Origin of the sequence: Kitasatospora purpeofusca, assembly GCF_000718025.1 — a bacterium.
Lineage (GTDB): Bacteria > Actinomycetota > Actinomycetes > Streptomycetales > Streptomycetaceae > Kitasatospora > Kitasatospora purpeofusca.
Genome location: NZ_JODS01000001.1, coordinates 35,809 through 60,994, shown reverse-complemented (window position 1 = coordinate 60,994; position 25,186 = coordinate 35,809). Strand labels below are relative to the sequence as shown.

Below are 25,186 nucleotides of genomic sequence, written 5' to 3'. Positions count from 1 at the left end.
TGTTATGGGGACGAATCTGCACGGCGCGCACGTCACACTCCGCCCGGCCTCGGCCGAGGACATCCCGGCCCTGGTCGCCATCCGCCGTACCCCCGAGGTCTACGCCCGCTGGCGCGGTGGTGACGACCTCACCGACGCCGTCACCACCGACCTCGGCGAGCCCGGCACCGAGACCTTCGTGATCGAGGTCGGCGGCCGGGTCGTCGGCGCGGTCCAGTGGTACGCCGAGAACGACGACGAGTACCGGCACGCCGGGATGGACATCTACCTCGACCCGGCCCACCACGGGCGCGGCTACGGCACCGACGCCGTCCGCACGCTGGCCCGTCACCTGGTCGACGACCACCACTACCACCGGTTGATCATCGATCCGGCGGCGGACAACACGGCGGCGATCCGCTGCTACGAGAAGGTCGGCTTCCGCCCCGTGGGGGTGATGCGCCAGTACGAGCGCGGCTCCGACGGCACCTGGCACGACAATCTGCTGATGGACCTGCTGGCCGCCGAACTCGTCTGAGCCGCGGTGGCGCGCCCCGGCGGGGGAGCGCCACCGGTGGGGTCGGCGGTCGGGTGGGGTCGGCGGTCGGGTGGGTCAGTGGTCCGCGCGCAGCGGCTCGCCGGTGCGGTGGAGGTGGGCGAAGATCTCCCGGTAGGAGCGGAGCAGCCCGGTCTCGTAGTACGGGATGCCCTTCTCCGCGCAGAACCGGCGGGTGATCCGGGCGGCCCGGGGGAGTGCGGGCGTCGGCATGCTGGGGAAGAGGTGGTGCTCGATCTGGTAGTTGAGGCCGCCCATCAGGGTGTCCAGCACCGGGTTGCCGCGGACGTTGCGCGAGGTCAGCACCTGGCGGCGGAGGAAGTCCAGCCGCATCTCCGGGGTCACCATCAGCATGCCCTTGTGGTTGGGCGCGAAGACGCAGCCCAGGAGGATGCCCAGCAGTGCCTGGTGGACGGCGAGGAAGGCGATCGCCTTTCCGGCCGGGAGGGCGGCGAGGACGATCCCGAAGTAGGCCGCGAAGTGGAGGACCAGCAGCGTGCCCTCCAGTCGGGGGCGCTTCATGGCGGGGCCGCGCAGTGCGCGGAAGCTGTTCCAGCTGAGGTTGAGGCCCTCCAGGCACAACAGCGGGACGAAGAGGTAGGCCAGTCGGCGGCCGATGAACCGGGCGGCCCCGCTCGCCTCCCGGGCCTGCTGCTGGGACCACACCACGATGTCGGGGGAGACGTCCGGGTCGCGGCCCTCGTGGTTGGGGTTGGCGTGGTGGCGGGTGTGCTTGCTCATCCACCAGCCGTAGCTCATGCCCATCAGCAGGTTGGCGACGATCCGCCCGCCGGTCTCGCTCGCCCGCCGTCCACCGAAGACCTGACGGTGCGCCAGGTCGTGCGCGAGCAGTCCGAGTTGCGTGAAGACGACGGACATGCCGGCGGCCAGGGCGAGTTGCAGCCAGGTGTCGCCCAGGGCGAACAGGGCGTACCAGCCGCCGGCGAACGCCGCGAGGGTGAGGCCGATGCGCACGGTGTAGTAGCCGGGGCGCCGGTCGAGCAGTCCCTCCTCGGTGATCCGGCGGGCCAGCTGGGCGAAGTCGCTGCCCTCGCGCTCCCGCCCGTCCGGGGTGGCGGTGGTGACCCTGGTGACTGGTGCGGGCGGGGCAAGCGTCGTGGGCTCTGGGCTCATGACAGGAAGTCTGGTGGCCGGCCCGGGCGCGGAGAACCGGACAATCCCCCTTTTCCATAGGGGGGTTGACCCCCGGGCCGGGGGTGGGAATGCCCCCGGCCGGCGGTGGTCGGGGTTGACGGTCGACACAGGGTTCCACCACCCTTTCACTAATTGAGTAGTGAAAGGGTGGTTTACTCATGCGGATGCTCCATGCCCTCCGGCGGCCCCGGCCGCTGTCCTGGGGGTTGGCCGGGCTGTTCGCCGCGCTCTACGCCTGCGTCGCCGTCAACCGGCACCGGCGGATGCTGACCCAGGCCTACGACCTGGGCATCTTCGAGCAGGCGGTGCGTGCCTACGCCCACGGCGAGGCGCCGGTGGTGCTGCTCAAGGGCCCCGGCTACCAGCTGCTCGGCGACCACTTCCACCCGCTGCTCGCCACCCTCGCCCCGCTGTACCGGCTGTTCCCGAGCGCCGTCACGCTGCTGCTCGCGCAGGCGGTGCTGATGGCGCTGGCCGTGGTGCCGCTCGCCCGGTGGGCCTTCGAGGTGGGCGGCCCGAGGCTCGCGGTGCTGGTCGGCGTACTGACCGGGGTCTCCTGGGGGATCGTCGAGGCGGTGGCCGACGACTTCCACGAGATCGCGTTCGCGGTGCCGCTGCTGGCCTTCTCCGCCACCGCGCTCGGCCGGGGCCGGCCGGTCGCCGCGGTGTTGTGGGCCCTGCCGCTGGTCCTGGTCAAGGAGGACCTCGGGCTCACCGTGGCCGTGGTCGGCGCACTGGTCTTCGCCCGGGCGGGGAAGGGCAGCGGGACCAGGGCGCTGGGCTTCGGGGTGGCGGTCCTCGGGCTCGCCGCGACCGCGCTGACCGTGCTGGTGGTGCTGCCCTCGTTCAACCCGGACGGGGGCTTCGACTACTGGGGCCAGATGGGCACGCGGGAGGCGGCGGGCGCGCCGTGGGAGCTCGCGGGCCGACTGGTCTGGCCGCCGCTGAAGTGGCTGCTGCTCGGACTGGCCGCCGCGACGGCGGGCTTCCTGGGGTTGCGGTCGCCGCTGGTCCTGCTCTGCCTGCCCACCCTCGGCTGGCGGCTGGCCGCCGACAACTCGCACTACTGGGGTGTGAGTTACCACTACAGCGCGGTGCTGATGCCGCTGCTGCTGGCGGCCCTGGTGGACGCCGTGCGGCGGACCGGCGCCTTCGAGGGGCCGGGGCGGGTGCCGGGCCCGGTGCCGGCCCGGGTGCTCGCGAGGGGTCGGGAGGCCGGGGCGGACCGGGCGGCCGTCCGCCGGGCCCGCCGCGCGCTGGCGGTGGCGGGCCTGGTCGCCCTGGTGACGCTGCCGGTCTACCCGCTGCACGAACTCGTCGCCCCCGGGGCCTGGGGGACCTCGCCATGGTTGGAGCGGGCCCGGACGATGCTCGCCCGGATACCCGACGGCGCCACCGTCGCCGCCTCCAACCGTCTCGCCGCGCAGCTGGCCGGGCGGACCACGGTCGGCCTGGTGTGCCGCGAGCCGTCGCCGCCGTTGGTGGAGCCGCCGGCCGATTCGCCGCCGGCCGATTCGCCGCCGACCGGGACGCTTTCGACCGGGACGCTTTCGACCGGGACGCCGCCGGCCGGAGCGGTGCGGGCCGGAGCGGTGCGGGCCGGAGCGGTGCAGGGCGGTCCGGAGTGGGTGGTCGTCGACCTGGCCGACCCGAGCGTGCAGGCACCCTGTGCGATCGCCGACACCCTCCGGATGCTCGACCGCTACGAGCGGCTCGGCTACCGCCGGGTCGTGGACGACGGTGACCTGCGGCTGCTCGGCCGCCCGTAGGACCTTTCGGCACCTTCCCCCGGGTGGGTCGGACTTGACCGCGGCGCAGTGGTCCGCCACCATTCCACCAATAAACTAGTGAAAGGGTGATGCGGGTGTGATCGAGTACCGCATCGAGCGGCGCAGCGGAGTCTCCACCTACCAGCAGATCGTGCAGCAGACCAAGCAGGCGCTGCGACTCGGTGTGCTGCAGCCCGGTGACAAGCTGCCGACCGCGCGGGAGGTGGTCGAACAGACCGCGATCAACCCGAACACCGTGCTGAAGGCCTACCGCGAACTCGAACGCGAGGGGCTGGTCGAGCCCCGGCCCGGCCTCGGCACCTTCGTCCGGCGTTCGCTGGCCCGGCCCGAGGCGGCCGCCGACGGACCGCTGCGCGCGGGGCTGGTGGAGTGGGTCGACGAGGCCCGCACGGCCGGACTCGACCGCGAGGACATCTCCGCGCTGATGACCTCCGTGCTGGAGCAGCGCTTCCGGACCGGCGTCACCGGGAGCACCGGTAGTGCCGGGGACACCGGTGCCGCCGGGAGCACCGGGCCGGCGGATCCGGCCGCGTAGACGCGCAGAACAGAGAGGGTGGGGGCCGCATGACAGACGCGACAGCGGCGACGCAGGCGATATCCGGGCCGCCGGCCATCGAGGCCGTAGGACTCGGCAAGCGCTACCGGGGCGACCGGTGGGCGCTGCGGGACTGCGAGTTCACCGTCCCGGCCGGCCGGATCTGCGGCGTGGTCGGAGCCAACGGGGCCGGCAAGAGCACCCTGCTCACCCTGGCCGCGCGCCTGATCGAGCCCACCGAGGGCGAGTTGCGGGTGTTCGGCGAGGCGTCGAGCACCCCGGAGACGCGGGCCAGGGTCGCCTGCGTCACCCAGGAGAAGCCGCTCTACCCCTCCTTCACGGTGGCGGGCACCCTGCGCATGGGGCGCGAACTCAACCCGGGCTGGGACGAGGAGGCGGCCCAGCGGGTCGTCGACATGGGGGAGTTGAGGCTCGACGCCCGCGTCGGCTCGCTCTCCGGGGGCCAGCGCACCCGGGTCGCGCTCGCGCTCGCCCTCGGCAAGCGCGCCGACCTGCTGCTGCTCGACGAGCCGATGTCCGACCTCGACCCGCTCGCCCGCCACGAACTGATGGGCGTCCTGATGGCCGAGGCCGCCGAACGCGGCACCACGATCCTGGTCTCCTCGCACATCCTGCCCGAACTCGACGGCGTCATGGACCACTTGCTGCTGGTGCAGGCGGGCCGGATCCGGCTGTCCGGCGACCCGGAGGAGATCCTCGACAGCCATCAGCTGCTCACCGGCATCGCCGAAGGGGCGGAACTCCCCGCCGGGACCGCCGTGGAGCGGAGGGTCCGCGGCCGCCAGGTCACCGCGCTGCTGCGCACCGGCGAACCGGTCGACGGGCCGTGGGAGTCGGTCCGGCCGAGTCTGGAGGAACTGCTGCTGGCCTACCTCCGCACTCCGCTGCCCCCGTCCGCCACCGCCACCGCCCCCGATCGCGAGGCCGCCGCATGAGCACCAGCACCCTGTCCGGCCCGGCGACCCCGTCCGGCCCGGCCGCCCCGTCGGCCGCGAACGGCGTCTCCGCCCCGGCCCGCCGCAGGCGCGGGCCGAGCGGCGTGCTGTGGCTGGTGCTGCACCAGAACCGGCCCGCGATCCGGTCGGTGGCGATCCTGCTCGTCCTCGTCTCCGCCGTCCTGGTCGCCATGCACGTCCTGATCCAGGACCGGATCGGGACCATGCAGCAGACCTCCTGCTACACCCCGGCGTCCTGGGAACGGATCGAGTGCCGGGTGCAGCTCGGCCGGATCGAGATGCTGACCCGGATGTTCACCGACATCCTCCAGCCCGCCGTCACCGCCGCCCCGGTGCTGATCGGCATGTTCCTCGGCGGGCCGCTGCTCGCCCAGGAGTACGAACGCGGCACCGTCCGGCTGGTCCTGACCCAGTCCGTCACCCCGCGCCGCTGGCTGCTGACCCGGCTCGCCGTCCCCGGCGCGACCGTGCTGGTGGCGACCTCCGTGCTGTCCGCGCTGACCAGCTGGGTGTGGTGGTCGGACATCTACCGGGGTCCGGTGGCCTTCGACCCCCCGTTCCAGGGCTTCACCTACCCGGTGCTGGGCCTCGCCCCGGTCGCCTGGTCACTGTTCGGCCTGGCCCTGGGTGTTCTGGTGGGGCAGCTGCTGCGGCGCACCGTCACCGCGGTGCTGGTCAGCGGGGTGGTGGTGGCGCTCGCCCAGGCCGTGATGGTCGCCTGGCGCCCGTTCTTCTGGCCGCTGGTCGAGGAGGAGCAGCCGTACAACAACATGATGGGCGGCTTCGTCAAGCCCGCCGGCGCCTGGCTGGTGGAGGACGGCGTGGTGCGCGCGGACGGCACCCGGCTGATGCGCGACCAGTGCTTCGAAGCGGCCAGTGTCTGCGACGAGGCGCCGACCTCCTGGGGGCAGTACCACCCGGCCTCGCACTTCGTGCCGATCCAGCTGGTCGAGGCCGGTCTGCTGCTGGTGCTCACCGCCGTGGTGGTGACCGTCGTCCTGCGCCGGCTCACCCGCGCCGGGGTCTGAACGGCCCTGGGTCCGAACGGTCCGGGATCCGAACGGTCCCGGGGCCGAACGGTCCCGGGGCCTGAACGGTCCGGCGCCGTCCGATTGCGGTCTTCTGCGCGCGCGCCCGGCCCAGCACACTGGGACGGCGTCACGGCCGATTGCGGTCTCCCCCGTCTCAGAAGGAGAACTGCGCAGCATGACCGGAACGACAGCAAGGACCGGAACGACCGGTGATACCGGCGCGGACGGAACGACCGCGAGGATCGCCGTCATCGGCGGCGGCCCCGCCGGCCTCACCCTCGCCCGGATCCTCCAGGTCCACGGCATCGCCGCCACCGTGTACGAGCGCGAGCCCGACCGGGACGTGCGCGGCCAGGGCGGGACCCTCGACCTGCACGGCGACACCGGCCGGCGCGCCCTCCAGGAGGCGCGCCTGACCGAGGAGTTCTGGGCGAAGGCCAGGCCCGAGGGCGCGGAGTTCCGCATCGTCGACAAGCACGGTGCCGCCCCCCGCGGCTTCGGCGCCGGGCCCGTTCCGGACGCCGCCGGTCCGCCGGGCCCTTCCGGCGCCGTGGACGGGTCCGGTGCGCCCGGCGGGGCCGACCCGGGGGCGAGCCCCGAGATCGACCGGGGCGACCTGCGCGGACTGCTGCTGGACTCGCTCGCCCCCACCGCCGTCCGCTGGGGCCACCGCCTCGACCGGGCCGAGCCGCTCGGCGACGGTCGGCACCGGCTGCACTTCGACAACGGCGCCGTCGACGTCTGCGACCTGCTGATCGGCGCCGAGGGCGCGCACTCCCGGGTCCGCCCGCTGCTCACCCCGGTGGAGCCGCAGTACACCGGCGTCAGCCTGGTCGAGCTGGGCATCCCCGACGCGGACCGGACCGCCCCCGGTGCCGCCGCCGCGGTGGGCAACGGCACCCTGTTCGCGTTCCACGACAACAAGGGCCTGGTCCTCCAGCGCAACAGCGACGGCCGGATCCGCGTCTACGCCTTCTTCCGCAGCCCCGAGGACTGGCTGCGGGTGGCCGGCCTCTCCGCGGACGACCCGGCGGGCACCCGCGCCGCCCTCGCCCGGCACTTCGCCGACTGGGCGCCGGAGTTCCGCGACGCGCTGGCCGCCTGCGACGACACCCTGCGCACCCAGCCGCTGGAGATGCTGCCGGTCGGCCTGCGCTGGCCACGCCGCCCGGGGGTCACCCTGGTCGGGGACGCGGCGCACCTGATGTCCCCGTTCGCCGGGCAGGGCGTCAACCTCGCGATGTGGGACGCCGCCGAACTCGCGCTCGCGGTGGCCCCCGTGCTGGTCCCACCGGCCCGCTGGGAGGCCTCGACCGCGGCGGCCCTCGACGCCGCCGTCGAGGGCTACGAGAAGGCGATGTTCGAACGGGGCGCGTTCTGGGCCGGAATCTCCGCGTTCAACCACGACCGGGTGCTGGCCCCGGACGGCCACGAGAACCTGCACCTCATGGCCGGTCCGCCCGGTCCGCCCGGTCCGCCCGGTCCGCCGGGTGGTGCTCCTGCCGGTGCTCCTGCCGGTGCTCCGGGCGGCGCGTAAGGTCCGGGGCCGGGTCCGAAGCCGGGCCCGGCCTCAGGCGCCGGTGCAGCCGCAGGACCGCCGGACCACCATCCGGGCCGGGAACATCCGGGCCCCGGCAGTGGGCGTCGGCTCCCCGTCGGCGCGCACGCCGAGCACCAGGTCGACGGCGGCGCGCGCCATCTCCTCCTGCGCGGTGGCCACGCTGGTCAGCGGCGGGCCGGCGATCACGGCCTCCGCGATGTCGTCGAACCCGGCCACCGCGAGGTCCTCCGGCACCCGCAGGCCGAGGTCGTCGGCGGCCCGCAGCAGGCCGATCGCCTGATCGTCGGTCGCGCAGAACACCGCCGTCGGCCGGTCGGCGCGCGCCAGCAGCGCGAGCGCCTCCCGGTGGGCGCGGACGCGGTCGAAGGGCGCGCCGACCAGTCGGCCCTCGGTGGCGAGCCCGGCCTCGGCGAGCGCGGCGGCCCAGCCGGCGGTGCGGACGGTGACCGGGTCGCTCGGGCTGAGCGAGAAGGTGCCGCCGAAGCAGTGCACGGTCGCGTGGCCGTGCCCGAGCAGATGGCCGACGACCTCCCGTGCCCCGCCCTCGTCGTCCGCGACGACCGCGATCCCGTGCTCGGTCTCGGCACGGTGGTGCAGCAGCACGACCGGCGTCCCGTCCGGGGCGTCCGCCCGGGCGACGCCGGGGGCGGACGGGTCCTGGGTGACCAGGATCAGGCCGTCCACCTGCATGCCCAGGAAGGCGCGGATGTAGTGGGCCTCGCGCTCGTCGGCGTAGTCGGAGTTGCCGATCAGCACCAGCTTGCCGCGTTCGGCGGCGGCCCGCTCCACGGTGTGCGCGAGTTCGGCGAAGAAGGGCTGCCGGGCGTCCGGGACGACCATGCCGATCAGGTCGGACCGCCGCCGCGCCATGGCCTGCGCGACACGGTTCGGCCGGTACCCCAGCTCCTCGACGGCGGCGAGCACCCGGGCCCGGGTCGCGGCCGCCACCGGCCGGGGCCCGTCGTTGATCACATAACTCACGACCGCTGTCGACGTCCCCGCCGTCCTCGCCACGTCGTCCCGCGTCACCCTTGCCATGCCCGCGAGCCTACACACCGGCACCGACGGGTCCGGCCGTCGTTCCACCGGCCGGACGCCGCGTCGAACGCCGTGCGGGGTACCGGGTGGGGCGCCGTGCAGCACACCGTGCAGCGCGCCGTCAGTACATCTGGTCGGCGGTGACGTCCGCGGAGCGGCGCAGGGCCTGCTCGGCCGGTTCGCCGCGCAGGGCGAGCAGGGTGAGCGTCAGCGCGTCCACCACCGCCAGGTGGGCGATCCGGCTGGCGGTGGTCTCCAGCCCGAAGACCAGGTCCTGGCCGCCGGCGACCAGGGTGTGGGTGGCGGCCTCGCCGAGCGGGGAGCGGGCGTAGCTGGTGACCGCCACCACCGCGGCGCCGTTGCCGCGCGCGTGGCGGGCGGCGTCGACCACGGTGCGGGTCGCCCCGGTGTGGCTGACCGCCAGGCAGGCGGAAGTGGAGGTCAGCTGGGCGGCGGCCAGCTGCGCGGTGCTCGGGTCGGCGGGGGCGTCGGTGTGCAGACCCAGGGCACGCAGCCGGTAGGCCGCGTCCAGGACCACCGCGCCGGAGAGCCCCTCGCCGAGGACGAGGACGTGGTCGGCGGCGTTCAGCGCCCCGGCGGCCGCCCGCAGCTCGTCGACGGCGAGCGTCGTGGCGATCCCCTCCAGCGCCTCCCGGGCGGCGCGGACGGTGTCGGCGAGGGCGCGGGCGGCCGGGTCCCGGGTGTCGGAGGCGTCCGGTGCCAGCGCCGGGGCCTGGCGGACGGCCGCGATCTTCAGCTCCTGGTAGCCCCGGAATCCGAGCCGCTGGCAGGCGCGGACCACCGAGGACGGCGCCGTCCCGGCGAGCTCGGCGACATCGCTCACGCTGAGGCCGACCAGATCGGCACCCCGGGCGAGGACCACCTGGGCGACCCGCTCCTCGCTGCCGCGCAGCTCGCCCAGCCGGGCGCGGACGTGAGCGGCCAGCTGGGACTCCAGCGGAGAAAATTCGGAATGTTCTTCCATGGATCCAGTGTAACGTGGAATCGGATTCCGGCGGTCGGTGCTCCACCGGCCCGCCGGCCCGCCGATCCGTCGTTCCGTCGTTCCGTCCTCAGGAGGGGAGCCCCGCCATGGCAGCCGCCGCCGTTCCCGTGGCCGTTCTGACCGCCGCCGTCCTGCACGCGGTGTGGAACGGGCTGGCGCACCGGATCGAGGACAAGCTGGTCGGCTTCACCCTGATCAACCTCGCGTACACCGCCTGCGCGGTGGTCCTGGTGCTGCTCAACCCGTTCCCGGCGGCGGCCGCCTGGCCGTACCTGCTGGCCTCCGTGGGGATGCAGGTGACGTCCCAGCTGCTGCTCCTGCGCGCCTACCAGCTGGGGGACTTCGGGCAGATGTACCCGATCGCGCGCGGTTCGGCGCCGCTGCTGGTGGCCGTGCTGTCGGTGGCCCTCCTCGGCGAGTCGCCCGGGGTCGGGGAGCTGCTCGGGGTGGCCGTCATCTCCTGCGGGCTGGTCGGGCTGGCCTTCGCCAAGGGGATCCCGGGCCGGGCCCAGCTGCCCGCGCTCGCGGCGGCGCTCGGCACCGGGGTGATGATCGCCGCGTACACCGTGTCCGACGGCGGCGGCGTCCGGCACGCGGGGACGGTCGGCGGCTACATCGCCTGGCTGTTCCTGCTCCAGGGGCCGGTCCTGGCGCTGGTCGCCCGGGTGCGGCGCGGGCCGGGGCTGCTGGTCGGGGCCGGTCCGGCGGTGCCGTTCGGGCTGCTCGGCGGAGTGCTGTCGCTGACCGCCTACGGGCTGGTGGTGTGGGCGCAGTCCCGGGGGGACCTCGCCACCGTCGCGGCGCTCCGCGAGACCAGCATCGTGATCGCCGCGCTGATCGCCGCCGTGGTCTTCCGGGAGCGCCTCGGGCGGCTGCGGATGGCGGCGAGCGCGGCCGTGCTGGCCGGGATAGCCGTCCTGGAACTGGCCCGCCCCTGAGGCCGGTTCCAGGACGGCGGCGGCGACTCCGCGCGATTCAGGGGACGACGACCGTCAGCGAGCTGTGCGTCGTCGTGAAACCCAGCTCCTCGTACAGCTGCCGGGCCCGGTTGCCCTCGGTCACGGCCAGTCCGATCCGGGTGGTGCCGCCGGCGGCGACCTCGGCGAGGACCCGGCGCAGCAGGTCGCGGCCGAGGCCGGGGTAGCCGTGCGACGGGTGGCGGAACACGTGGGCGATCCAGGGCAGGCCGTCCCAGTCGGTGAGCACCGCACCGGCCACCACCCGGTCGGTACCGTCCACGACCAGGGTGCTGGCCGGCAACAGGGGTCCTATCACCTGCCCGGAGAGCAGTTCGGCGATCCTCAGCACCGAGGACCGGTCGTCCCGGCCCTCGTCCGGGCGGTGGTCGGGGTGGCCGGGGCCGAAGGCCGCCCGCGAGGCGGGCACGAGCGCCTCGGGCCCGCGGTCGCAGGGGACGGCACGGAACCCGTCCCGGAGCGGGGTGTCCGCCCAGGCCGCCCAACCCCCGGGCGGGGGAGCGTCGACGAGGTCCCGGTGCATGGTGTGGCCGTGGCGCAGCACCGCGGCCCCCTGGCGCACCAGCTCCTCCCCGAGCCGGACCGGTCCGGAGACCACCCAGCCTGCCAGTTCCTTCCGCACGAAGGCGGCCAGGGCCGCCGGATCGGCGCCCGGGTCGACCGCCTCCAGCCGGTCCGCCCAGGGGCGGCCCTCCCGTTCGCCCTGCTCGAACCGCACCACGGCGACCCCGTCGGCCCCGTACCCGTACTGCCAGTCGCTCCCCGCCTGCGCCACGCCGTTCGTCCGATCCTCGCGCGTCGGCACACCCCTCGGTGCGCCCTGTCGTCCGCCATGCTCGGTGAACGATCCGCCCGGGATCAACCGACTGTCGGTCAACCGGCCGACCGGGGCGGCGAATCGGTCAGGACGTGGCCGGATCGGACGTGGCCGGATTGTCGGTGGCGGCGCCTAGCGTTCCGGGTATGAGCGTCCCCGAGGTCGTCCCGATCCTCCACGAGCCCGGCTACCGCACCGACACCATCGGCCGTTGCCGCGGCGGCCAGTTCTTCGCCTCCGTCTGCTACGCCCGCCCCGAGGAGTCGTTCGACGTCGACGACGGGGCGTGGTACGCGGTGCTGCACCGGTTCGACGAGGGCGGGCGGCACCTCGGCTCACGGATCGAGGCGGCGCCGGAGGAGTGCGACGCCGGTGCGCCGAAGGCCGCCGAGGAACTGCTGCGCGAGTGGCTGGACGCGCTGCCGGAGCGGGAGTTCGGGGACATCGCCGTCGCGCCCTTCGCGGTGCTGGTCGACGGCTGCCGCTTCGGCCTGGTGGTCGAGCGGCACGGCGAGGACGCGACGGAGGACGACTGGGCCGAGCTCTACCCCGACGGCCTCGGCTTCCACGCCCCCTGGGACGGCGAGTACGACACCTGAGCCCGACCCCCGGCCGCTCAGTCCGCGATCACCGCCGCGCGGACGCAGAGGACGTCCGGCAGGTGGGAGAGCACCGGCGACCAGTGCGCGCCCTCGTCGTTGCTGGCGTAGACCTCGCCGGTCCGGGTGCCGAAGTAGATGCCGGCCGGTGCGAGGTCGTCGGTGCGCAGCGCGTCCCGCAGCACGACGCCGTAGTGGTCCTCGCCGGGCAGGCCCTCGGCGAGTGCCTGCCAGCTGTCGCCGGCGTCGTCGGTGCGGAAGACCCGGCAGCGGCGGCCCGGCGGGATCCGGTCGTCGGCGCCGCCGAGCGGGAACACGTACGCGGTGTCGGCGCGGTGCGGGTGGGCGGCGATCGCGAAGCCGAAGTCGGCGGGCAGGCCGTCGGCGATCGAGCGCCAGCTCGCCCCGCCGTCGTCGCTGCGGTAGACGCCGCCGTGGTTCTGGAGGTAGAGCCGGTCCGGGTTCACGGCGTCCCGGGCGATCTTGTGCACGCACTGGCCGAACTCGGGGTACTGGTTCTCCTCCGGCAGGAACTCGGCCCGCAGACCGGTGTTGGAGGGTTCCCAGCTGCCGCCGCCGTCCTTGCTGCGGTAGACGCCGCCGCTGGAGACGGCGACCAGCAGCCGTTCCGGGTCGCGCGGGTCGCAGAGGACGGTGTGCAGGCCCTGGCCCCCGTAGCCGGCGCCCCACTCGGTGCGCTGCGGGTGGTCCCACAGCGACTCGACCAGGGTGAAGGTCTCGCCGCCGTCCGCCGAGCGGAACAGCGCGGCGGGTTCGGTGCCCGCGTAGACCACGCCCGGGGCCTCGGGCCCGGCCGGCTGGAGCTGCCAGACCCGGGTCAGCGAGGCGCCCGTGTGCTCGGGGAAGCGGACGGCCGGGGCGGACGGCTCGGACCAGCTCGCGCCGAGGTCGTCCGAGCGCCACACCGACGGGCCCCAGTGGCTGCTGTCGGCGCCCACCAGCAGTCTGGTCCGACCGCCGCGGCGGTCGACGGCGACGGAGTAGATCGCGTTCATCCGGAAGTGCGGCCCGCTGAACTCCCAGTCCACCCGGTTACGACTGCGTCCGAGAAAGAGGCCCTTCTCGGTCCCGACGGCCAACAGCACCTCGGTCATTGCCACACACCACCCGGTCGGCGAAACGGCCCCCGCGGACACCCCTCCCGGGCCAGTGTCCCGCCGTCGACGGCCCGCCACCAGCGCGCCGCGCCGGGGCGGACCGCCGCCGGGCACCGCCCGCACGCGAGGGCGCACCCGACAGCGCACCTGACAGCGCACCCGACAGCGCGGCCGCCCGGGCGGCCGCGCCGCCTGCCACCGTCAGCCCCGGCAGCCCTCCAGCAGCCGCAGCCAGACCTCGCTGATCGTCGGGTAGGCGGGCACCGCGTGCCACAGCCGGTCGATGGGCACCTCGCCGACCACCGCGATCGTCGCCGAGTGCAGCAGCTCGGAGACGCCGGGGCCGACGAAGGTCGCGCCGACCAGCACCTCCCGGTCCAGGTCGAAGACGACCCGGGCCCGGCCGCGGTAGTCGTCGCCGTAGAGCGAGGCCCCGGCGACCGCGCCGAGGTCGTGGTCGATCGCCTTGACCCGCAGTCCGGCCCGTTCGGCGGCGTCGAGGGTCAGACCGACGGCGGCGACCTCCGGCTGCGTGAAGACCACCTGGGGCGCGCCGGCGCTGTCGGCGGACGCGGCGTGCGCGCCCCAGCGCTCGGTGTCCAGCGGGCGCGCCTGGGCGCGGGCGACGATCGCCGCGCCGGTGATCCGCGCCTGGTACTTGCCCTGATGGGTGAGCAGCGCCCGGTGGTTGACGTCCCCGGCGGCGTACAGCCACGTGCCGTCGACGCCGAGCACGGTGCAGCTGTCGTCCACGTCGAGCCAGTTGCCGGGGTGCAGACCGACCTGCTCCAGGCCGACGTCGGCCGTGCGCGGGGCGCGCCCGGTGGCGTACAGCACCTCGTCCACGGTCAGCCGCCCGCCGTCGCCCAGGGTGAGCGTGACCTCGGACGGGCCGTCCGCCGGGTCCGCCCCGCCCGTCCTGTCCGCCCCGTCCGTCCTGTCCGCGCCGTCCACCGACCGTCGCTCCAGCGCGGTCACCTCCGTCCCGAACCGCAGGTCCACCCCGAGGTCCCGCAGACCGTCCGCGACCAGCTCACCGGCGAACGGCTCCGTCCGGGGCAGCAGCGCGGAGCCGCGGACCAGCAGCACCACCTCCGAGCCGAGTGCCCGCCAGGCGGTGGCGAGTTCCACGCCGACCACCCCGCCGCCCACCACGGCAAGCCGCCGGGGGACGGCGGGCGCGCCGGTCGCCTCGCGGTTGGTCCACGGTCGGGCGTCGGCCAGTCCGGCCACGTCGCGCGGCAGCACCGGGCGGCTCCCGGTGCAGATCGCGACGGCGTGCCGGGCGACCAGCAGCCGCTCGCCGCCGTCCTCCGACTCGACCGTCACCTGCCGTTCGCCGGCCAGCCGGCCGTGGCCCCGGGCCAGTTCGATGCCGGTGTCACGGAGCCACTGCACCTGGCCGTCGTCCTGCCAGTGCGAGGCGAAGGAGTCACGCCGCGCCAGCACCGCTGCCGCGTCCAGCGCCCGGCCGCCGACCGCCTCCCGGGAACCGGCCACCGCGCGGGCGTCGGCCAGCGCGGCCACCGGGCGCAGCAGCGCCTTGCTCGGCATGCAGGCCCAGTACGAACACTCGCCGCCGACCAGTTCGCTCTCCACGATCACCGTGCGCAGCCCGGCGGCGGCCGTCCGGTCGGCGACGTTCTCGCCGGTGGGGCCCGCGCCGATCACGATGACGTCGAACTCCTCGGGGGCGGGGGACTGGGGGGAGGTCATACGTGCTCCTCGCTGCTCTGGATCGGTGCTGTTGTTCGGGCGGACGGCGCGGGGCCGCAGACGTGCCGGTGGTGCTCCGGTGCCGGTGCGCCGTCGTGCCGCCACGCCGCCCCGGCGTCCTGCCGTGCCCATCCTGCGCCGACCGGACCGCCCGGCGCAGCCGAACACGCGGGCGAGGCGCCGGTCCGGACAACCCCTTCACACCTCGGTGGCCGCAGCACCGCACAGAGGTACGGTGCTGCGGCCACCGGGTACGAGGAAGCGACCTAGCCGAGCGCCGCCAACTCCGCGAGCGCCGCCGCCGTTTCGGCCGGCCGGGAGAACATCGGCCAGTGCCCGGTCGGCACCTCGCGCAGTTCCCACTCCGCCCCGCCGAGCGCCGCGAAGTACGGGTGTCCGGCGGCGATCAGCTCCCGGACCTGCGCCAGCGGCATCGAGCAGGAGACCAGGGCCTTCGGCAGCTTGTCCGCCCCGCCGGTCAGCCGCACCGGCTCGTAGAGCGTCCCGGCCGGCTGGGCCGTCGCCCGCTCGCGGAACCGCGCCAGCCCGGCCTCGTCGATGCCCTCCACCGAGGCGCCGTCGGAGGCCAGCACCTCCCAGGACGGCAGCGGCAGCCACCGGCCGTCCACCAGCGTGGCCTCCAGCGTGGCGCGGTAGTCCGGCTCCCAGAGGTCCGCGAGCGCGACACCGTCGGCGAGCGGGCCCGCGTCGAGGTAGACCACTCGCCGGATCCGCTCCGGCACCCGGTCGGCCGCGCCGGACACGGCGATGGTGCCGCCGCTGTGCGCCACCAGGACCACGTCCCGGAGGTCCTCCCGGACCAACAGCTCGGCGAGGTCGGCGACCTGGGCCTCGGCGCCGGTCTCCGCCGTGGCCTCGCCGGCCCGCTCGGCGAGCCCGGGCAGGGTCACCGCGTGCACGGTGTGGCCCGCGGCGCGCAGGGGTTCGGCCACGGCCTCCCAAGCCCAGCCGCCGAGCCAGAAACCGGGGACGAGTACGAAGGTGCTCATGATGGGACGGTCCTCTCTGGAATGCCTGTGGTGCGCCCGGATCCGGTCCTGACCGTCACCCGGGCCGCCCGCCGTGACCCGACCCTAGAATGGCAACCGGACAGAACTCGACCGGATTTGCCGCCGGTTCGACCACCCGGTCGTCGGCCCCGCCCGGCCGACCGCCCGGCCGACCGCCCGGCCGACCGTCCGGCCGTACGGGAGAACAGGAGCGGAGCACGGTGGAGCACCCGGTCAGCCGCATCCTCGCCCTCCTCGAACTGCTCCAGGCCCGCCCCGGTCTCACCGGCGCCGAACTCGCCGAGCGGCTGGAGGTCGACGTCCGCACCGTGCGCCGCTACGCGTCCCGGCTCGCCGAACTCGGCATCCCCGTCCGGGCCGAGCGCGGCCGCTACGGCGGCTACCGCCTGCTGCCCGGCTACCGGCTGCCGCCGCTGATGCTCACCGGGGACGAGGCCGCCTCGGTGGTGCTCGGCCTGCTGGCCGGCCGCCGGTCCGGGCTGTCGGTGGGGGAGCAGGCCGGGGAGTCGGCCCTCGCCAAGATCCAGCGGGTGCTGCCGCCGGCGCTGCGCGAGCAGGTCGCGGCCGTCGAGCAGACCCTCGGACTGACCGCCGCGCCCGCCGCCGGCCCCAGCCCGGCCGCCTCGGCGCTGTTCACGCTCGCCGAGGCCGCGCGCCGCGGCCGCCGGGTCCGGCTCGACTACCGGGACCGCGTCGGCACGCCCAGCGAGCGCGAGTTCGACCCGTACGGGCTGGTCTTCCACTCCGGCCGCTGGTACACCACGGGGCTGGACCACCGCAGCGGCGAGCAGCGCACCTTCCGGCTGGACCGGATCCGCGCCGTCCACCCGGGCGAGGCCGGCTTCGAACCGCCCGCGGACGCCGACCCGGTGCGGCGGGTCCTGGAATCGCTCGCCTCGGTGCCGTGGCAGCACGAGATCGAGGTCGTCCTGACCACCGGTCTGGACGAGGCCCGCCGGCGCATCCCGCCCACCGCCGGCACGGTCACCGCGACCGAGGACGGCAGGGTGCTGCTCCGCGCCCGGGCCGAGCGCCTCGACGGCATGGCGGTCATGCTCGCCGGCCTCGGTTGGCCCTTCACCGTCCGCCGCCCCGCGGCCCTGCGCGACGAGGTCCGCGCGCTGGCCGCCCGCCTCACCGACTGGACGGAGGACGGACCGGCACCGGCCGACGGCTGAGGCACCCCTCCGAACGCCCGCCGGTCCGCCGAAAAACGCGACGGCGGGCCCCGGGACGGACGAACCGCCCCGGAGCCCGCCGCAGGGGCGAACGGCCGTCAGGCCTGCGGAGCGCCGTTCTGCTCCGCCGCCACCTTCCGCTTGACCTCGTCCATGTCCAGCTTCCTGGCCTGGCCGATCAGATCCTCGAACACCGGCTCGGGCAGCGCCCCGGCCTGGGAGAAGACGAGCACGCCCTCCCGGATGATCGCCAGCGTCGGGATCGACTGGATCCCGAACGCCGCGGCGAGCTCCTGCTGCGCCTCGGTGTCGACCTTGGCGAACACGAGGTCCTGGTGACGCTCGGCGGCCTTCTCGAAGACCGGCGCGAACTGCCGGCACGGGCCGCACCAGGCCGCCCAGAAGTCGATCAGGACGAAATCCTTGCCGCCCTCACCGGGGACGATCTCGTCGAAGTTCTCCTTGGTCAGCTCGACCGTGCTGCTCATCTCGCGATTCCTGCCCTTCCGGTGGTGGCGGTCCAGGGGTTGTCCGACAACTCGCGCGCGCGGTGCGAGTTGTCGGACAACCCCTGGGCCATCTGCCCCCGACAACGGCTGCTGTCCGCGCGCTATTCCGCGGACCCTACCGCGCGATTCGTCGAGCGGAACGGGGCTCCCGTCCGTACCGGAGGGTGTCAGGCACCGACGTGCCCACCCACCGACCGGGGAGCGGTCACCATGCGCAACATCCGCCGTACCCGTACCGAAGGCCCGACCGGTTCCGTTCGCGGGACCGGGCGCCTCGCCGTGCTCGCCGCCGCCGGGCTGGCCGCCGCCGCCCTCGTCGCGGGCTGCGGCTCGTCCGGCTCGTCCGGCTCCTCCGGCGGCTCGCCGCCCGCGAACCCGCCCGCGTCCTCCTCCGCTCCCGCCGTACCGGGCACGTCCGCCGCCACCCTGCGGACCACCACCGACGCCCGGCTCGGCACCGTCGTCACCGACAGCGCGGGCTTCACCCTCTACCGCTTCGACAAGGACAGCGCCACACCGCCCACCGCCACCTGCAACGGCGACTGCGCCGCGCTCTGGCCCCCGGCCGCCGCCCCGGCCGCCGGCACGGCGGTCACCGTCAACGGCATCGACGCGAAACTGGTCGGCACCGTCACCCGGGCCGACGGCAGCAAGCAGCTCACCGTCGCCGGCTGGCCGCTCTACCGTTACGCCCCCGACCACAACCCCGGCGACACCAAGGGCCAGGGCGTCCAGGGCGTCTGGTTCGCGGTGACCCCCACCGGCGACCGGGCCGCCGCCAGTTCGGGCGGCTCCGGTTACTGAGCCCGACGGGCCGCCGCCCACACTCGACCCGGAGGCACGGGTGCGCAAGGATGTGATGGTGACCGAGGAACCTCCCGGTGGCGGCCGCCCGGCCGCGCGGAGCGCGTCGGCACCGGACGAGGAGCTGATGCGCGCCCTCTACCGCGAGCACGCCGGGCCCCTGCTGGGCTTCGTGCTCCACCTCGTCGCGGGGGACCGCCAACGCGCCGAGGACGTCGTGCAGGAGACCCTGCTGCGGGCCTGGCGCAACCTCCACCGGCTCGACCCGGCGGCCGTGTCGCTGCGCCCCTGGCTGGCCACCGTCGCGCGGCGGATCGTCATCGACGGCCACCGCGCCGCGCTCGCCCGGCCGCGAGAAGTGGACGCGGCGCCGCTGGAGTTGCTGCCCGCCGCGGACGAACTCGACCGCGCACTGCGGATGATGACGGTCGCCGACGCTCTCGGCGACCTGTCGCCCGCGCACCGGGAGGTCGTCGTGGAGACCTACTTCAAGGGCCTGACCGCCACCGAGGCGTCCGCCGAACTCGGCATCCCCGCAGGCACCGTGCGCTCGCGGCTGTACTACGCGCTGCGCGCGCTCAGGCTCGCTCTGGAGGAACGGGGCGTGACACCGTGACACCGTTCGAGCCCGGCCCGGAGCCGTCCGTGCACCTCGACGTGGCCGGCTACGTCCTCGGCGTGCTGGACCCGGCCGAACGCGCCGCCTTCGACGCCCATCTGGCCACCGGCTGCCCGCAGTGCGCTCGGCAGCTGGCCGAACTCGCCCCCGTCGGAACGCTGCTGGCCGAGTACGCGGCCGACGGCGACCCGGCCGACCCCCTGCCGAGCCCGGACCCGGCGCTGCTCGACCGGCTGGTGGCGGAGGCCGGGGCGGTTCGCCGCCGGGGCCGGGTCCGGCGGCTGGCACTGGTCGTCGCGGCGGCCGCCGTGGCACTGGCCGGACCGGCCGTGACCGCCGCCGTCATCACCGCCGACTCCCCGCCCGCGGTGGTCGCCACGGCCGCCGCCCACCGCTTCACCGGGACGGACCCCGCGACCGGGGCCCACGCCGTCGTCGGCGTCGACGCCGCGCCCTGGGGCAGCCGGGTCACCCTCGAACTCTCCGGCGTCCCCGGCCCGCTCACCTGCGACCTGGTCGCCGTCTCCGCCGCCGGCGACCGCCAGACGGTGACCACCTGGAGCGTCCCCGCCACCGGCTACACCACCGCCGCCCTCCGTACCACCGGCGGAACCGCCCTCCCGCCCACCACCATCGACCACTTCGAAATCCGCACCCTCGACACCGACACCCTCCTCCTCACCGTCCCCACCCACACCCCCTGACCCCCCACCACCTGGCGCGAGAAGTCGACCTTGCCGACTTCCTGCGCCACCCCGTCCCTCGACCCACGCGGGAAGTCGATGAGACCGACTTCCCACTCCTGCTCCTCGTCGACGGCGCGCGATGACCCCGCGCCGTCCGCCCCTCACCGAGCGCCTCCCCCCGCCGCGGGAGGCCGATACCGCCGACCTCCTGCACCCCGTACCCGGCACCCCACTCGGAGCAGGAAGTCGGCGATGTCGACTTCCTGCGTCACCTGTCCCTGCCCGCCGCGAGAGGTCGATGCGGCCGACTTCCCACTCCCACCCCTCGTTGGCGCCGCGCGATGCCGCCGCGCAGTTCGGCATGGCCGGAGTCGGTGGCCGGTGTGGCGCGGGAAGTCGACCCCGCCGACTTCCCACACCACACCCGGCCTCCACCGGGCGCCGTGGTCTGCCCGCCGTGGGAGGTCGAAGTCGCCGACTTCCTGTCCCCCCGCCCTCACCCCCTTGGGTTGTGGCCTGCCTTTCGTGGGAAGCCGACATCGCCGACTTCCCACTCCCGCTCACCGTCGACGGCGTGCGATGCCGCAGCCCCGCTGGGTGTGACCGGAGTCGGCGGCCGGTGTGGCGCGGGAAGCTGACCTGGCTGACTTTCCGCTTGGTGTGAGGGGTTTCTGTTGTTGCTGCGGGGATGTTGGCGCGGGGGGTCGACTCTGCCGACCTCCTCCGCCATTCCTGGCCTCCGCCGGGCGCCTTGGTCCGTCCGTCGTGGGAAGTCGGAGTCGCCGACTTCCCACTCCGGGGCCTACCGGGTCGCCCGGGTGGCGAGGTGGGTGAGGGCGCGGGCGCAGCGGCGGGCGAAGAGGTGTTGGGCGAGGGGGAGGAGGGGGCCGGCGAGGCGGGCGTACCAGCGTTGGGGGCGGCTGAAGGCGTTCACGGTGAACCAGACTCCCCCGTCCGGCGCCAGTTCCACCACGAAGGTCTCCTCGCCCACCGCGAGGTGGCCCCGGCGGGTGCCGTACGTGAAGCCGTAGCGGTCGGGCTCCCCTTCGGTGGTGCTCCAGACGACCCGGCACGGGGCGCCGGCCCGCAGTGGGCCGATGCCGATGGCGCACTGGACCGCGACCCCGGGTGCGGCCCGGTCGGCGTCGGTGGTGATCCGGACGCCGGCCGCCCGGTGCATCCGCCAGTCCAGTACGGCGGTCCCGGCGGCGTCGAGGGCGGCGCGGCCGTGGCCGAGCAGGGCGCGGTGGCGGAGGTGGTTGTAGCCGGCCGGCAGTGGGGCGTCGAGGCGGGTGCTGGCGCCGACCTCGGGGTAGTTGAGGTCGTCCAGCGGTGCGGTGGCGTTCATCGAAGTGCCTCCTGCGGCATCGGCGGCATCGGCGGCATCGGCGGCATCGGCGGGACCGGCGGGATCGGGGCGAGGGCGAGGCGGCGCCAGGCGAGCAGCGAGCAGAGCGCGAAGCCGAGGGCGTTGCCGACGCCGTGGGTGGCGGCCATCCAGCCGAGGGTGGGGTGGGGGAGGCCGGAGGCTTCGCCGAGGGCCCACCAGAGGGCGAGCAGCATGGTGGCGGCGAGGACGGCCGCCGAGACGCCGAGCAGTACGGGTGTGCCGGTGAACCGGGCGGCGCCGCCCCGGTCCTCGGCCCGGGGCCGCAGCTCGCGCCAGGTGAGCAGGCCGACCAGCCACATGCCGGCGGTGAGGACGGCGGCGCCGACGAGTTCGGCCCAGTCCCCGACGAAGTAGCCGCCGAGCACCAGCAGGGTGCCGGTCGGGACGCTGAGCGCGGCCCAGCGGGCGGCGGGGCGGTCGGGGACGGCGCGGCAGACGAGTCCGGCGACGAGGGCGGCGGTGAATCCGGCGTAGTGGAAGTGCGGGACGGTCAGGGCGAGGATGTCGAGGTCGAAGCCGAACAGCCGGTATCCGGCGCGCTCCGCGACCAGGGCGAGTCCGGCGACCGAGGGCATGGCCAGCGCGGTGAGGACGGCGATCTCGGCCGGGGCGAGGGAGCGGGTGCGGGCCAGCCGGAGCGGGGCGTGGGCGGCGACGGCGAGGGTGCCGAGGGCGTAGCAGGCGGCGGTGCAGGTGGCGAACGGGCCTCGGGGCAGCCACAGCGACAGTGCGCCGGGGACGGCGGCGAGCGGCCACAGGCGGCGCAGCCGGGCGAGTCCCGGTTCGTCGACGAGGGCGAGGCCGAGCGGGACCACCGCGCCCATGCCGAGCAGGACCAGCAGGTCCACCAGTTCCGCGGTGCCTCTGCCCATGGCGGCCGGACCTCCTTGAACGCGTTCAAACTTCCCTTGCGCGCCGACTCTACGCTCGGCATTGAACGCGTTCAAGTTCGGGTTTCCGGGCAGCCTCCACCGCCCGGCCTGGTGTTCGCGAGGGGCGCGGCGCACCCTGGAGGGGTAGGAGGGGTGACCGGACCAGGAACGACTGCCGGAGGTGATTGGCCATGCAGACTCTTGTCGGCTGGCACATCGAGATGGAGTTCCGCGAGGAGGGGGCACGGACGGCCGCCGCGGCCATGCTGCGGCTGGGCGACGGATCGGAGCTGCGCGCGCACGGCTGGACCAGCCGCCACCCGTCCGACCCGGAACAGCTCAGGGTCGGCGAGGAGATCGCCGCCGCACGGGCGCTCAACGACCTCGCCTCGCAGTTGCTCACCAAGGCCCACGGTGAGATCCAGCAGGTCAGCCCGATCCCGACCCACCCGCTGTCGTGACGCCGTCGGAAGGTGCCGCGGGCCCGGCCGCCCACCGGTCGCGCATCCCGCTGATCTGCCCGAGGTGCGGGAAGGAGCAGCGGGTGGTGCCGGGAGGGCCGGGCCGTGCGGTCAAGGTTGTGCACACCGGGACCGGCCAGGAGGCCTGCGAGCCGGGCGACCTCGCCCGCGCCCCGGAGAACGGCCTGGCCTGAGCCCGGCCCGAGCCGGCCCGCCGCCCCGCCCCGCGCCGGCCCGCACCCGCCCCCCGCCGCCCCCGTGGGGCGTCAGTTCGGGCAGTACGTGGTCGGCACCTGCCACTCGGGCCCGATCAGCCGCCGCTCCAGCTCGTTGAGCGTGATCCGGATCCCGACCGTCCCGGCCAGCCCGAGCCGCATCCGGCTGCGGGCCAGGACCACGAAGGCCGACAGGCCGTACTTGTTGATCAGCGACGCGCGATAGCGGGCGGTGGCGTCCTCGTCGCAGACGGCGGCCCGGGCCGGGAGCTGCGCCCCGGTCGGGCGGCCGTGCGCGTCGCAGGGGCCGACCAGCACCTTGGGGTGGCGGCGGATCCGTTCGGCCTCGCCGGAGTGAGCGGGGGTCCAGATGCCGAGCGCCGTGCCGTCGGCGACGACCCAGCTCTGCGAGTGGACCTGGCGGCCGTCCTCGCCGTAGGAGGTGAGCAGGAGGTATCTGCTGTCGGCGAGCTGGTCGGTACGGTCGTGCACGGTGTCCTCCCTCTCCGGTCCGGCGGGCGGTCGCGTCCGGCGCGGCCCCGGTGGTCGGGGCGTCCGGTGCTCCCGTGGCGTTCCACAGGGCGTGCTGCTCGCAGGCGGTGCGGTGCTCCGCGGTGGGCCCGGCGGTCCGGGTGCCCCGCCGTACGACCCACGGGACAGCGTGGCACGGGTCCGGTCAAGGACCCGGGCCGGGTGGGCCACTCCATTGTCGTCCAGGGCGGCCGCCGTTTCGAGGGCTCTGGACCGTTCGGAAGCGGCGGACCGGCGTGCTTCCGCGGGCGCGAGCGGGGCGTGCGCCACTGCAGAACCGCGCCTCCTGCCGCCCGGGACCCGGAACGGGTGCCGCTCGCCGACGACGGGGAATCCCACCCGAACGGCGCAGGCACGGCACCAGCGCAGACGCAGACGCAGGCGACACCGCCGGGCAATCCGAAGGACCCCGGAAACGGCGAGCGGCCCGTCCGGTGTCCTGAAGACACCGGACGGGCCGCCTCGCACCGTCGCGACTACCCCACCAGGGTCAGTGCACCAGCACCGGCACCTGGTTGGCGTCCGCCGCACCCTCGCCGGAGCCCTCGCCGGCGCCGCCGGTCCCGGGGCGACCGGCGTTGATCAGGACGAAGGCCAGCACGGCCGCCAGGGCCAGGATCCCGAAGGACCACCAGATAGCGGTCGAGAAGCCGTGCACCATGCCCCCGAACTGCACCGCCTTCGCGGCGGCCGGGTTGGTGGCCTCGCCGGCGTGGGCCGCCAGCCAGGTGGTGGTGGCGCTGGCTGCGATGGTGTTCAGCAGCGCGGTGCCGATGGCGCCGCCGACCTGCTGCGAGGTGTTGACCATGGCGGAGGCCACGCCCGCGTCGCGCGGCTGGACGCCGTGCGTGGCGAGGCTCATCGCCGGCATGAACGCGGTGCCCATGCCGAGGCCCATCAGGACCAGACCGGGCAGGATCAGCGCCGGGTAGGAGGTGTCCAGGTCGATCTGGGTCAGGATCAGCATGCCGACCGAGGCCAGCAGGAAGCCGGGCGCCATCAGGTACCGCGCCGGGACGCGGGTCATCAGGCGGGCGCCGATCTGGGTGGAGCCGGTGATCATGCCCGCCACCATCGGCAGGAAGGCCACGCCGGTCAGCACCGGGCTGTAGTCGAGCACGATCTGCAGGTAGTAGGTCAGGAAGAGGAAGAGACCGAACATGCCGATCACGGCCAGGCCCAGCGACAGGTAGACCCCGCCGCGGTTGCGGTCCAGCACGACGCGCAGCGGCAGCAGCGGCGCCTTGACCTTGCTCTCGACCAGGACGAACGCGGCCAGCAGCAGCGCGGCGGCGACGAACAGGCCGATCGTCATGCCCGAGCTCCAGCCGTCCGACTCGGCCCGGGTGAAGCCGTAGACCAGCGCGACCAGACCGGTGGTGACCAGCAGCACGCCGGGCACGTCGAGACGGTTGCGGTTGCGGCCCTCGGCGGGCTCGCGGATCACCATGACGGCGCCGACGGCGGCGACCACGGCGAACGGGATGTTGACGAAGAAGGTCCAGCGCCAGTTCATGTACTCGGTCAGCAGACCGCCGAGGATCAGACCGATCGCACCGCCACCACCGGCGATGGCGCCGTAGATGCCGAACGCCTTGGCGCGCTCCTTGGCCTCGGTGAACATGACCGCCAGCAGCGAGAGCGCGGCCGGGGCGAGCAGGGCGCCGAAGACACCCTGGAGGGCGCGGGCGCCGAGCAGCATCGCGGTGTTGGCGGCGGCGCCGCCGAGCGCGGAGGCCAGTGCGAAGCCGGTCAGACCGACGATGAAGGTGCGCTTGCGCCCCCACAGGTCGGCCACCCGGCCACCGAACAGCAGCAGCCCGCCGAAGGCCAGCGCGTACGCGGTGATCACCCACTGGCGGTTGCCGTCGGTGATGCCCAGGTCCTTCTGGGCGGACGGCAGCGCGATGTTCACGATGGTGGCGTCCAGGACGACCATCAGCTGCGCGAGGCCGATGAATATCAGGGCCTTCCAGCGCCTCGGATCAGGCTGAACGGCGGGCAGGGCATCGGTTTTTGACATGGAGGTACTCAC

Annotated in this window: 25 protein-coding genes; 13 read left to right on the top strand and 12 right to left on the bottom strand. The window is 74.7% G+C overall.

Annotated elements, in window-relative coordinates:
• Window positions 1-4 precede the first annotated feature (4 nt).
• Window positions 5-517 (top strand): GNAT family N-acetyltransferase, encoded by a 513-nt coding sequence (locus IF01_RS0100290; RefSeq protein WP_030391126.1) that lies wholly within the window; start codon window positions 5-7, stop codon window positions 515-517.
• Window positions 518-592: 75 nt separating this feature from the next.
• Here IF01_RS0100290 and IF01_RS0100285 read toward each other — a convergent pair whose 3' ends face one another.
• The gene (locus IF01_RS0100285) at window positions 593-1,669 is read right to left on the bottom strand and encodes a fatty acid desaturase family protein (RefSeq protein ID WP_051754776.1); all 1,077 of its coding nucleotides are present in this window, start codon (window positions 1,667-1,669) and stop codon (window positions 593-595) included.
• A 185-nt stretch (window positions 1,670-1,854) separates the two neighbouring features.
• Here IF01_RS0100285 and IF01_RS41075 point away from each other — a divergent pair, with 185 nt between their 5' ends.
• From IF01_RS41075 to IF01_RS0100260, 5 genes are all read left to right on the top strand, one after another.
• A complete protein-coding gene (locus IF01_RS41075; RefSeq protein WP_244215390.1) occupies window positions 1,855-3,459 on the top strand; it encodes a DUF2079 domain-containing protein in 1,605 nt (534 codons plus the stop codon).
• Between the two features lie 97 nt (window positions 3,460-3,556).
• Entirely contained in the window at window positions 3,557-4,015 is a 459-nt protein-coding gene (locus IF01_RS0100275) for a GntR family transcriptional regulator (protein ID WP_030391123.1), read from the top strand.
• Window positions 4,016-4,044: 29 nt separating this feature from the next.
• Window positions 4,045-4,971: an ABC transporter ATP-binding protein gene (locus tag IF01_RS0100270; RefSeq protein WP_030391122.1), complete on the top strand. Its 927-nt coding sequence runs from the start codon at window positions 4,045-4,047 to the stop codon at window positions 4,969-4,971.
• The gene (locus IF01_RS0100265) at window positions 4,968-6,020 is read left to right on the top strand and encodes an ABC transporter permease (protein WP_030391121.1); all 1,053 of its coding nucleotides are present in this window, start codon (window positions 4,968-4,970) and stop codon (window positions 6,018-6,020) included. Before IF01_RS0100270 ends, IF01_RS0100265 begins: the two co-directional genes overlap by 4 nt.
• A 178-nt stretch (window positions 6,021-6,198) precedes the next feature.
• Window positions 6,199-7,560, top strand: a complete 1,362-nt coding sequence (locus IF01_RS0100260; RefSeq protein WP_051754774.1) for an FAD-dependent oxidoreductase — start codon at window positions 6,199-6,201, stop codon at window positions 7,558-7,560.
• A gap of 33 nt (window positions 7,561-7,593) precedes the next feature.
• Here IF01_RS0100260 and IF01_RS0100255 read toward each other — a convergent pair whose 3' ends face one another.
• Together IF01_RS0100255 and IF01_RS50805 are read right to left on the bottom strand one after the other, a co-directional pair.
• The gene (locus IF01_RS0100255; RefSeq protein ID WP_030391119.1) at window positions 7,594-8,622 is read right to left on the bottom strand and encodes a LacI family DNA-binding transcriptional regulator; all 1,029 of its coding nucleotides are present in this window, start codon (window positions 8,620-8,622) and stop codon (window positions 7,594-7,596) included.
• Window positions 8,623-8,743: 121 nt separating this feature from the next.
• Complete coding sequence (locus IF01_RS50805) at window positions 8,744-9,607, bottom strand: MurR/RpiR family transcriptional regulator (protein ID WP_030391118.1); 864 nt, start codon at window positions 9,605-9,607, stop codon at window positions 8,744-8,746.
• Window positions 9,608-9,714: 107 nt separating this feature from the next.
• On the opposite strand from IF01_RS50805, the gene IF01_RS0100245 reads away from it, so the two are divergent.
• Entirely contained in the window at window positions 9,715-10,566 is an 852-nt protein-coding gene (locus tag IF01_RS0100245; RefSeq protein ID WP_030391117.1) for an EamA family transporter, read from the top strand.
• 37 nt (window positions 10,567-10,603) lie between these two features.
• Here IF01_RS0100245 and IF01_RS0100240 read toward each other — a convergent pair whose 3' ends face one another.
• Window positions 10,604-11,380, bottom strand: coding sequence for a GNAT family N-acetyltransferase (locus IF01_RS0100240; RefSeq protein ID WP_051754773.1), 777 nt, complete (start codon window positions 11,378-11,380; stop codon window positions 10,604-10,606).
• Between the two features lie 188 nt (window positions 11,381-11,568).
• Between IF01_RS0100240 and IF01_RS0100235 the strand changes: the two genes are divergently transcribed.
• Entirely contained in the window at window positions 11,569-12,021 is a 453-nt protein-coding gene (locus IF01_RS0100235; protein WP_030391115.1) for a hypothetical protein, read from the top strand.
• A gap of 17 nt (window positions 12,022-12,038) precedes the next feature.
• Here IF01_RS0100235 and IF01_RS0100230 read toward each other — a convergent pair whose 3' ends face one another.
• The 3 genes from IF01_RS0100230 to IF01_RS0100220 all read right to left on the bottom strand — a co-directional run bounded on the left by IF01_RS0100230 (window position 12,039) and on the right by IF01_RS0100220 (window position 15,865).
• Entirely contained in the window at window positions 12,039-13,136 is a 1,098-nt protein-coding gene (locus IF01_RS0100230) for a WD40/YVTN/BNR-like repeat-containing protein (protein ID WP_030391114.1), read from the bottom strand.
• Window positions 13,137-13,340: 204 nt separating this feature from the next.
• Window positions 13,341-14,855: a dihydrolipoyl dehydrogenase family protein gene (locus IF01_RS0100225; RefSeq protein WP_030391113.1), complete on the bottom strand. Its 1,515-nt coding sequence runs from the start codon at window positions 14,853-14,855 to the stop codon at window positions 13,341-13,343.
• A 266-nt stretch (window positions 14,856-15,121) separates the two neighbouring features.
• Window positions 15,122-15,865: an alpha/beta fold hydrolase gene (locus IF01_RS0100220; protein WP_030391112.1), complete on the bottom strand. Its 744-nt coding sequence runs from the start codon at window positions 15,863-15,865 to the stop codon at window positions 15,122-15,124.
• Window positions 15,866-16,086: 221 nt separating this feature from the next.
• Between IF01_RS0100220 and IF01_RS0100215 the strand changes: the two genes are divergently transcribed.
• A complete protein-coding gene (locus tag IF01_RS0100215; protein ID WP_030391111.1) occupies window positions 16,087-17,064 on the top strand; it encodes a helix-turn-helix transcriptional regulator in 978 nt (325 codons plus the stop codon).
• A 98-nt stretch (window positions 17,065-17,162) separates the two neighbouring features.
• Here IF01_RS0100215 and trxA read toward each other — a convergent pair whose 3' ends face one another.
• A complete protein-coding gene (trxA, locus tag IF01_RS0100210) occupies window positions 17,163-17,588 on the bottom strand; it encodes a thioredoxin (protein ID WP_255360267.1) in 426 nt (141 codons plus the stop codon).
• A 195-nt stretch (window positions 17,589-17,783) separates the two neighbouring features.
• Here trxA and IF01_RS51315 point away from each other — a divergent pair, with 195 nt between their 5' ends.
• From IF01_RS51315 to IF01_RS50800, 3 genes are read left to right on the top strand one after another with little or no spacing between them, the layout of a single operon-like run.
• Complete coding sequence (locus IF01_RS51315) at window positions 17,784-18,377, top strand: hypothetical protein (RefSeq protein ID WP_051754772.1); 594 nt, start codon at window positions 17,784-17,786, stop codon at window positions 18,375-18,377.
• 55 nt (window positions 18,378-18,432) lie between these two features.
• Window positions 18,433-18,993 (top strand): sigma-70 family RNA polymerase sigma factor, encoded by a 561-nt coding sequence (locus IF01_RS0100200; protein ID WP_051754844.1) that lies wholly within the window; start codon window positions 18,433-18,435, stop codon window positions 18,991-18,993.
• The gene (locus IF01_RS50800) at window positions 18,990-19,700 is read left to right on the top strand and encodes an anti-sigma factor family protein (RefSeq protein WP_051754771.1); all 711 of its coding nucleotides are present in this window, start codon (window positions 18,990-18,992) and stop codon (window positions 19,698-19,700) included. The genes IF01_RS0100200 and IF01_RS50800 overlap by 4 nt, the downstream gene beginning before the upstream one ends.
• 784 nt (window positions 19,701-20,484) lie before the next feature.
• On the opposite strand, the gene IF01_RS0100190 is transcribed toward IF01_RS50800, so the two are convergent.
• Window positions 20,485-21,030, bottom strand: a complete 546-nt coding sequence (locus tag IF01_RS0100190) for a DUF1990 domain-containing protein (RefSeq protein ID WP_030391106.1) — start codon at window positions 21,028-21,030, stop codon at window positions 20,485-20,487.
• A complete protein-coding gene (locus IF01_RS0100185; protein ID WP_078879534.1) occupies window positions 21,027-21,944 on the bottom strand; it encodes a YndJ family protein in 918 nt (305 codons plus the stop codon). Before IF01_RS0100185 ends, IF01_RS0100190 begins: the two co-directional genes overlap by 4 nt.
• A gap of 191 nt (window positions 21,945-22,135) precedes the next feature.
• Here IF01_RS0100185 and IF01_RS0100180 point away from each other — a divergent pair, with 191 nt between their 5' ends.
• The gene (locus IF01_RS0100180) at window positions 22,136-22,405 is read left to right on the top strand and encodes a DUF1876 domain-containing protein (protein WP_030391104.1); all 270 of its coding nucleotides are present in this window, start codon (window positions 22,136-22,138) and stop codon (window positions 22,403-22,405) included.
• A 266-nt stretch (window positions 22,406-22,671) separates the two neighbouring features.
• Here IF01_RS0100180 and IF01_RS0100170 read toward each other — a convergent pair whose 3' ends face one another.
• Window positions 22,672-23,112, bottom strand: a complete 441-nt coding sequence (locus IF01_RS0100170; protein WP_051741869.1) for a PPOX class F420-dependent oxidoreductase — start codon at window positions 23,110-23,112, stop codon at window positions 22,672-22,674.
• A gap of 529 nt (window positions 23,113-23,641) precedes the next feature.
• A complete protein-coding gene (locus IF01_RS0100165; protein WP_030391102.1) occupies window positions 23,642-25,174 on the bottom strand; it encodes an MFS transporter in 1,533 nt (510 codons plus the stop codon).
• Window positions 25,175-25,186 lie beyond the last annotated feature (12 nt).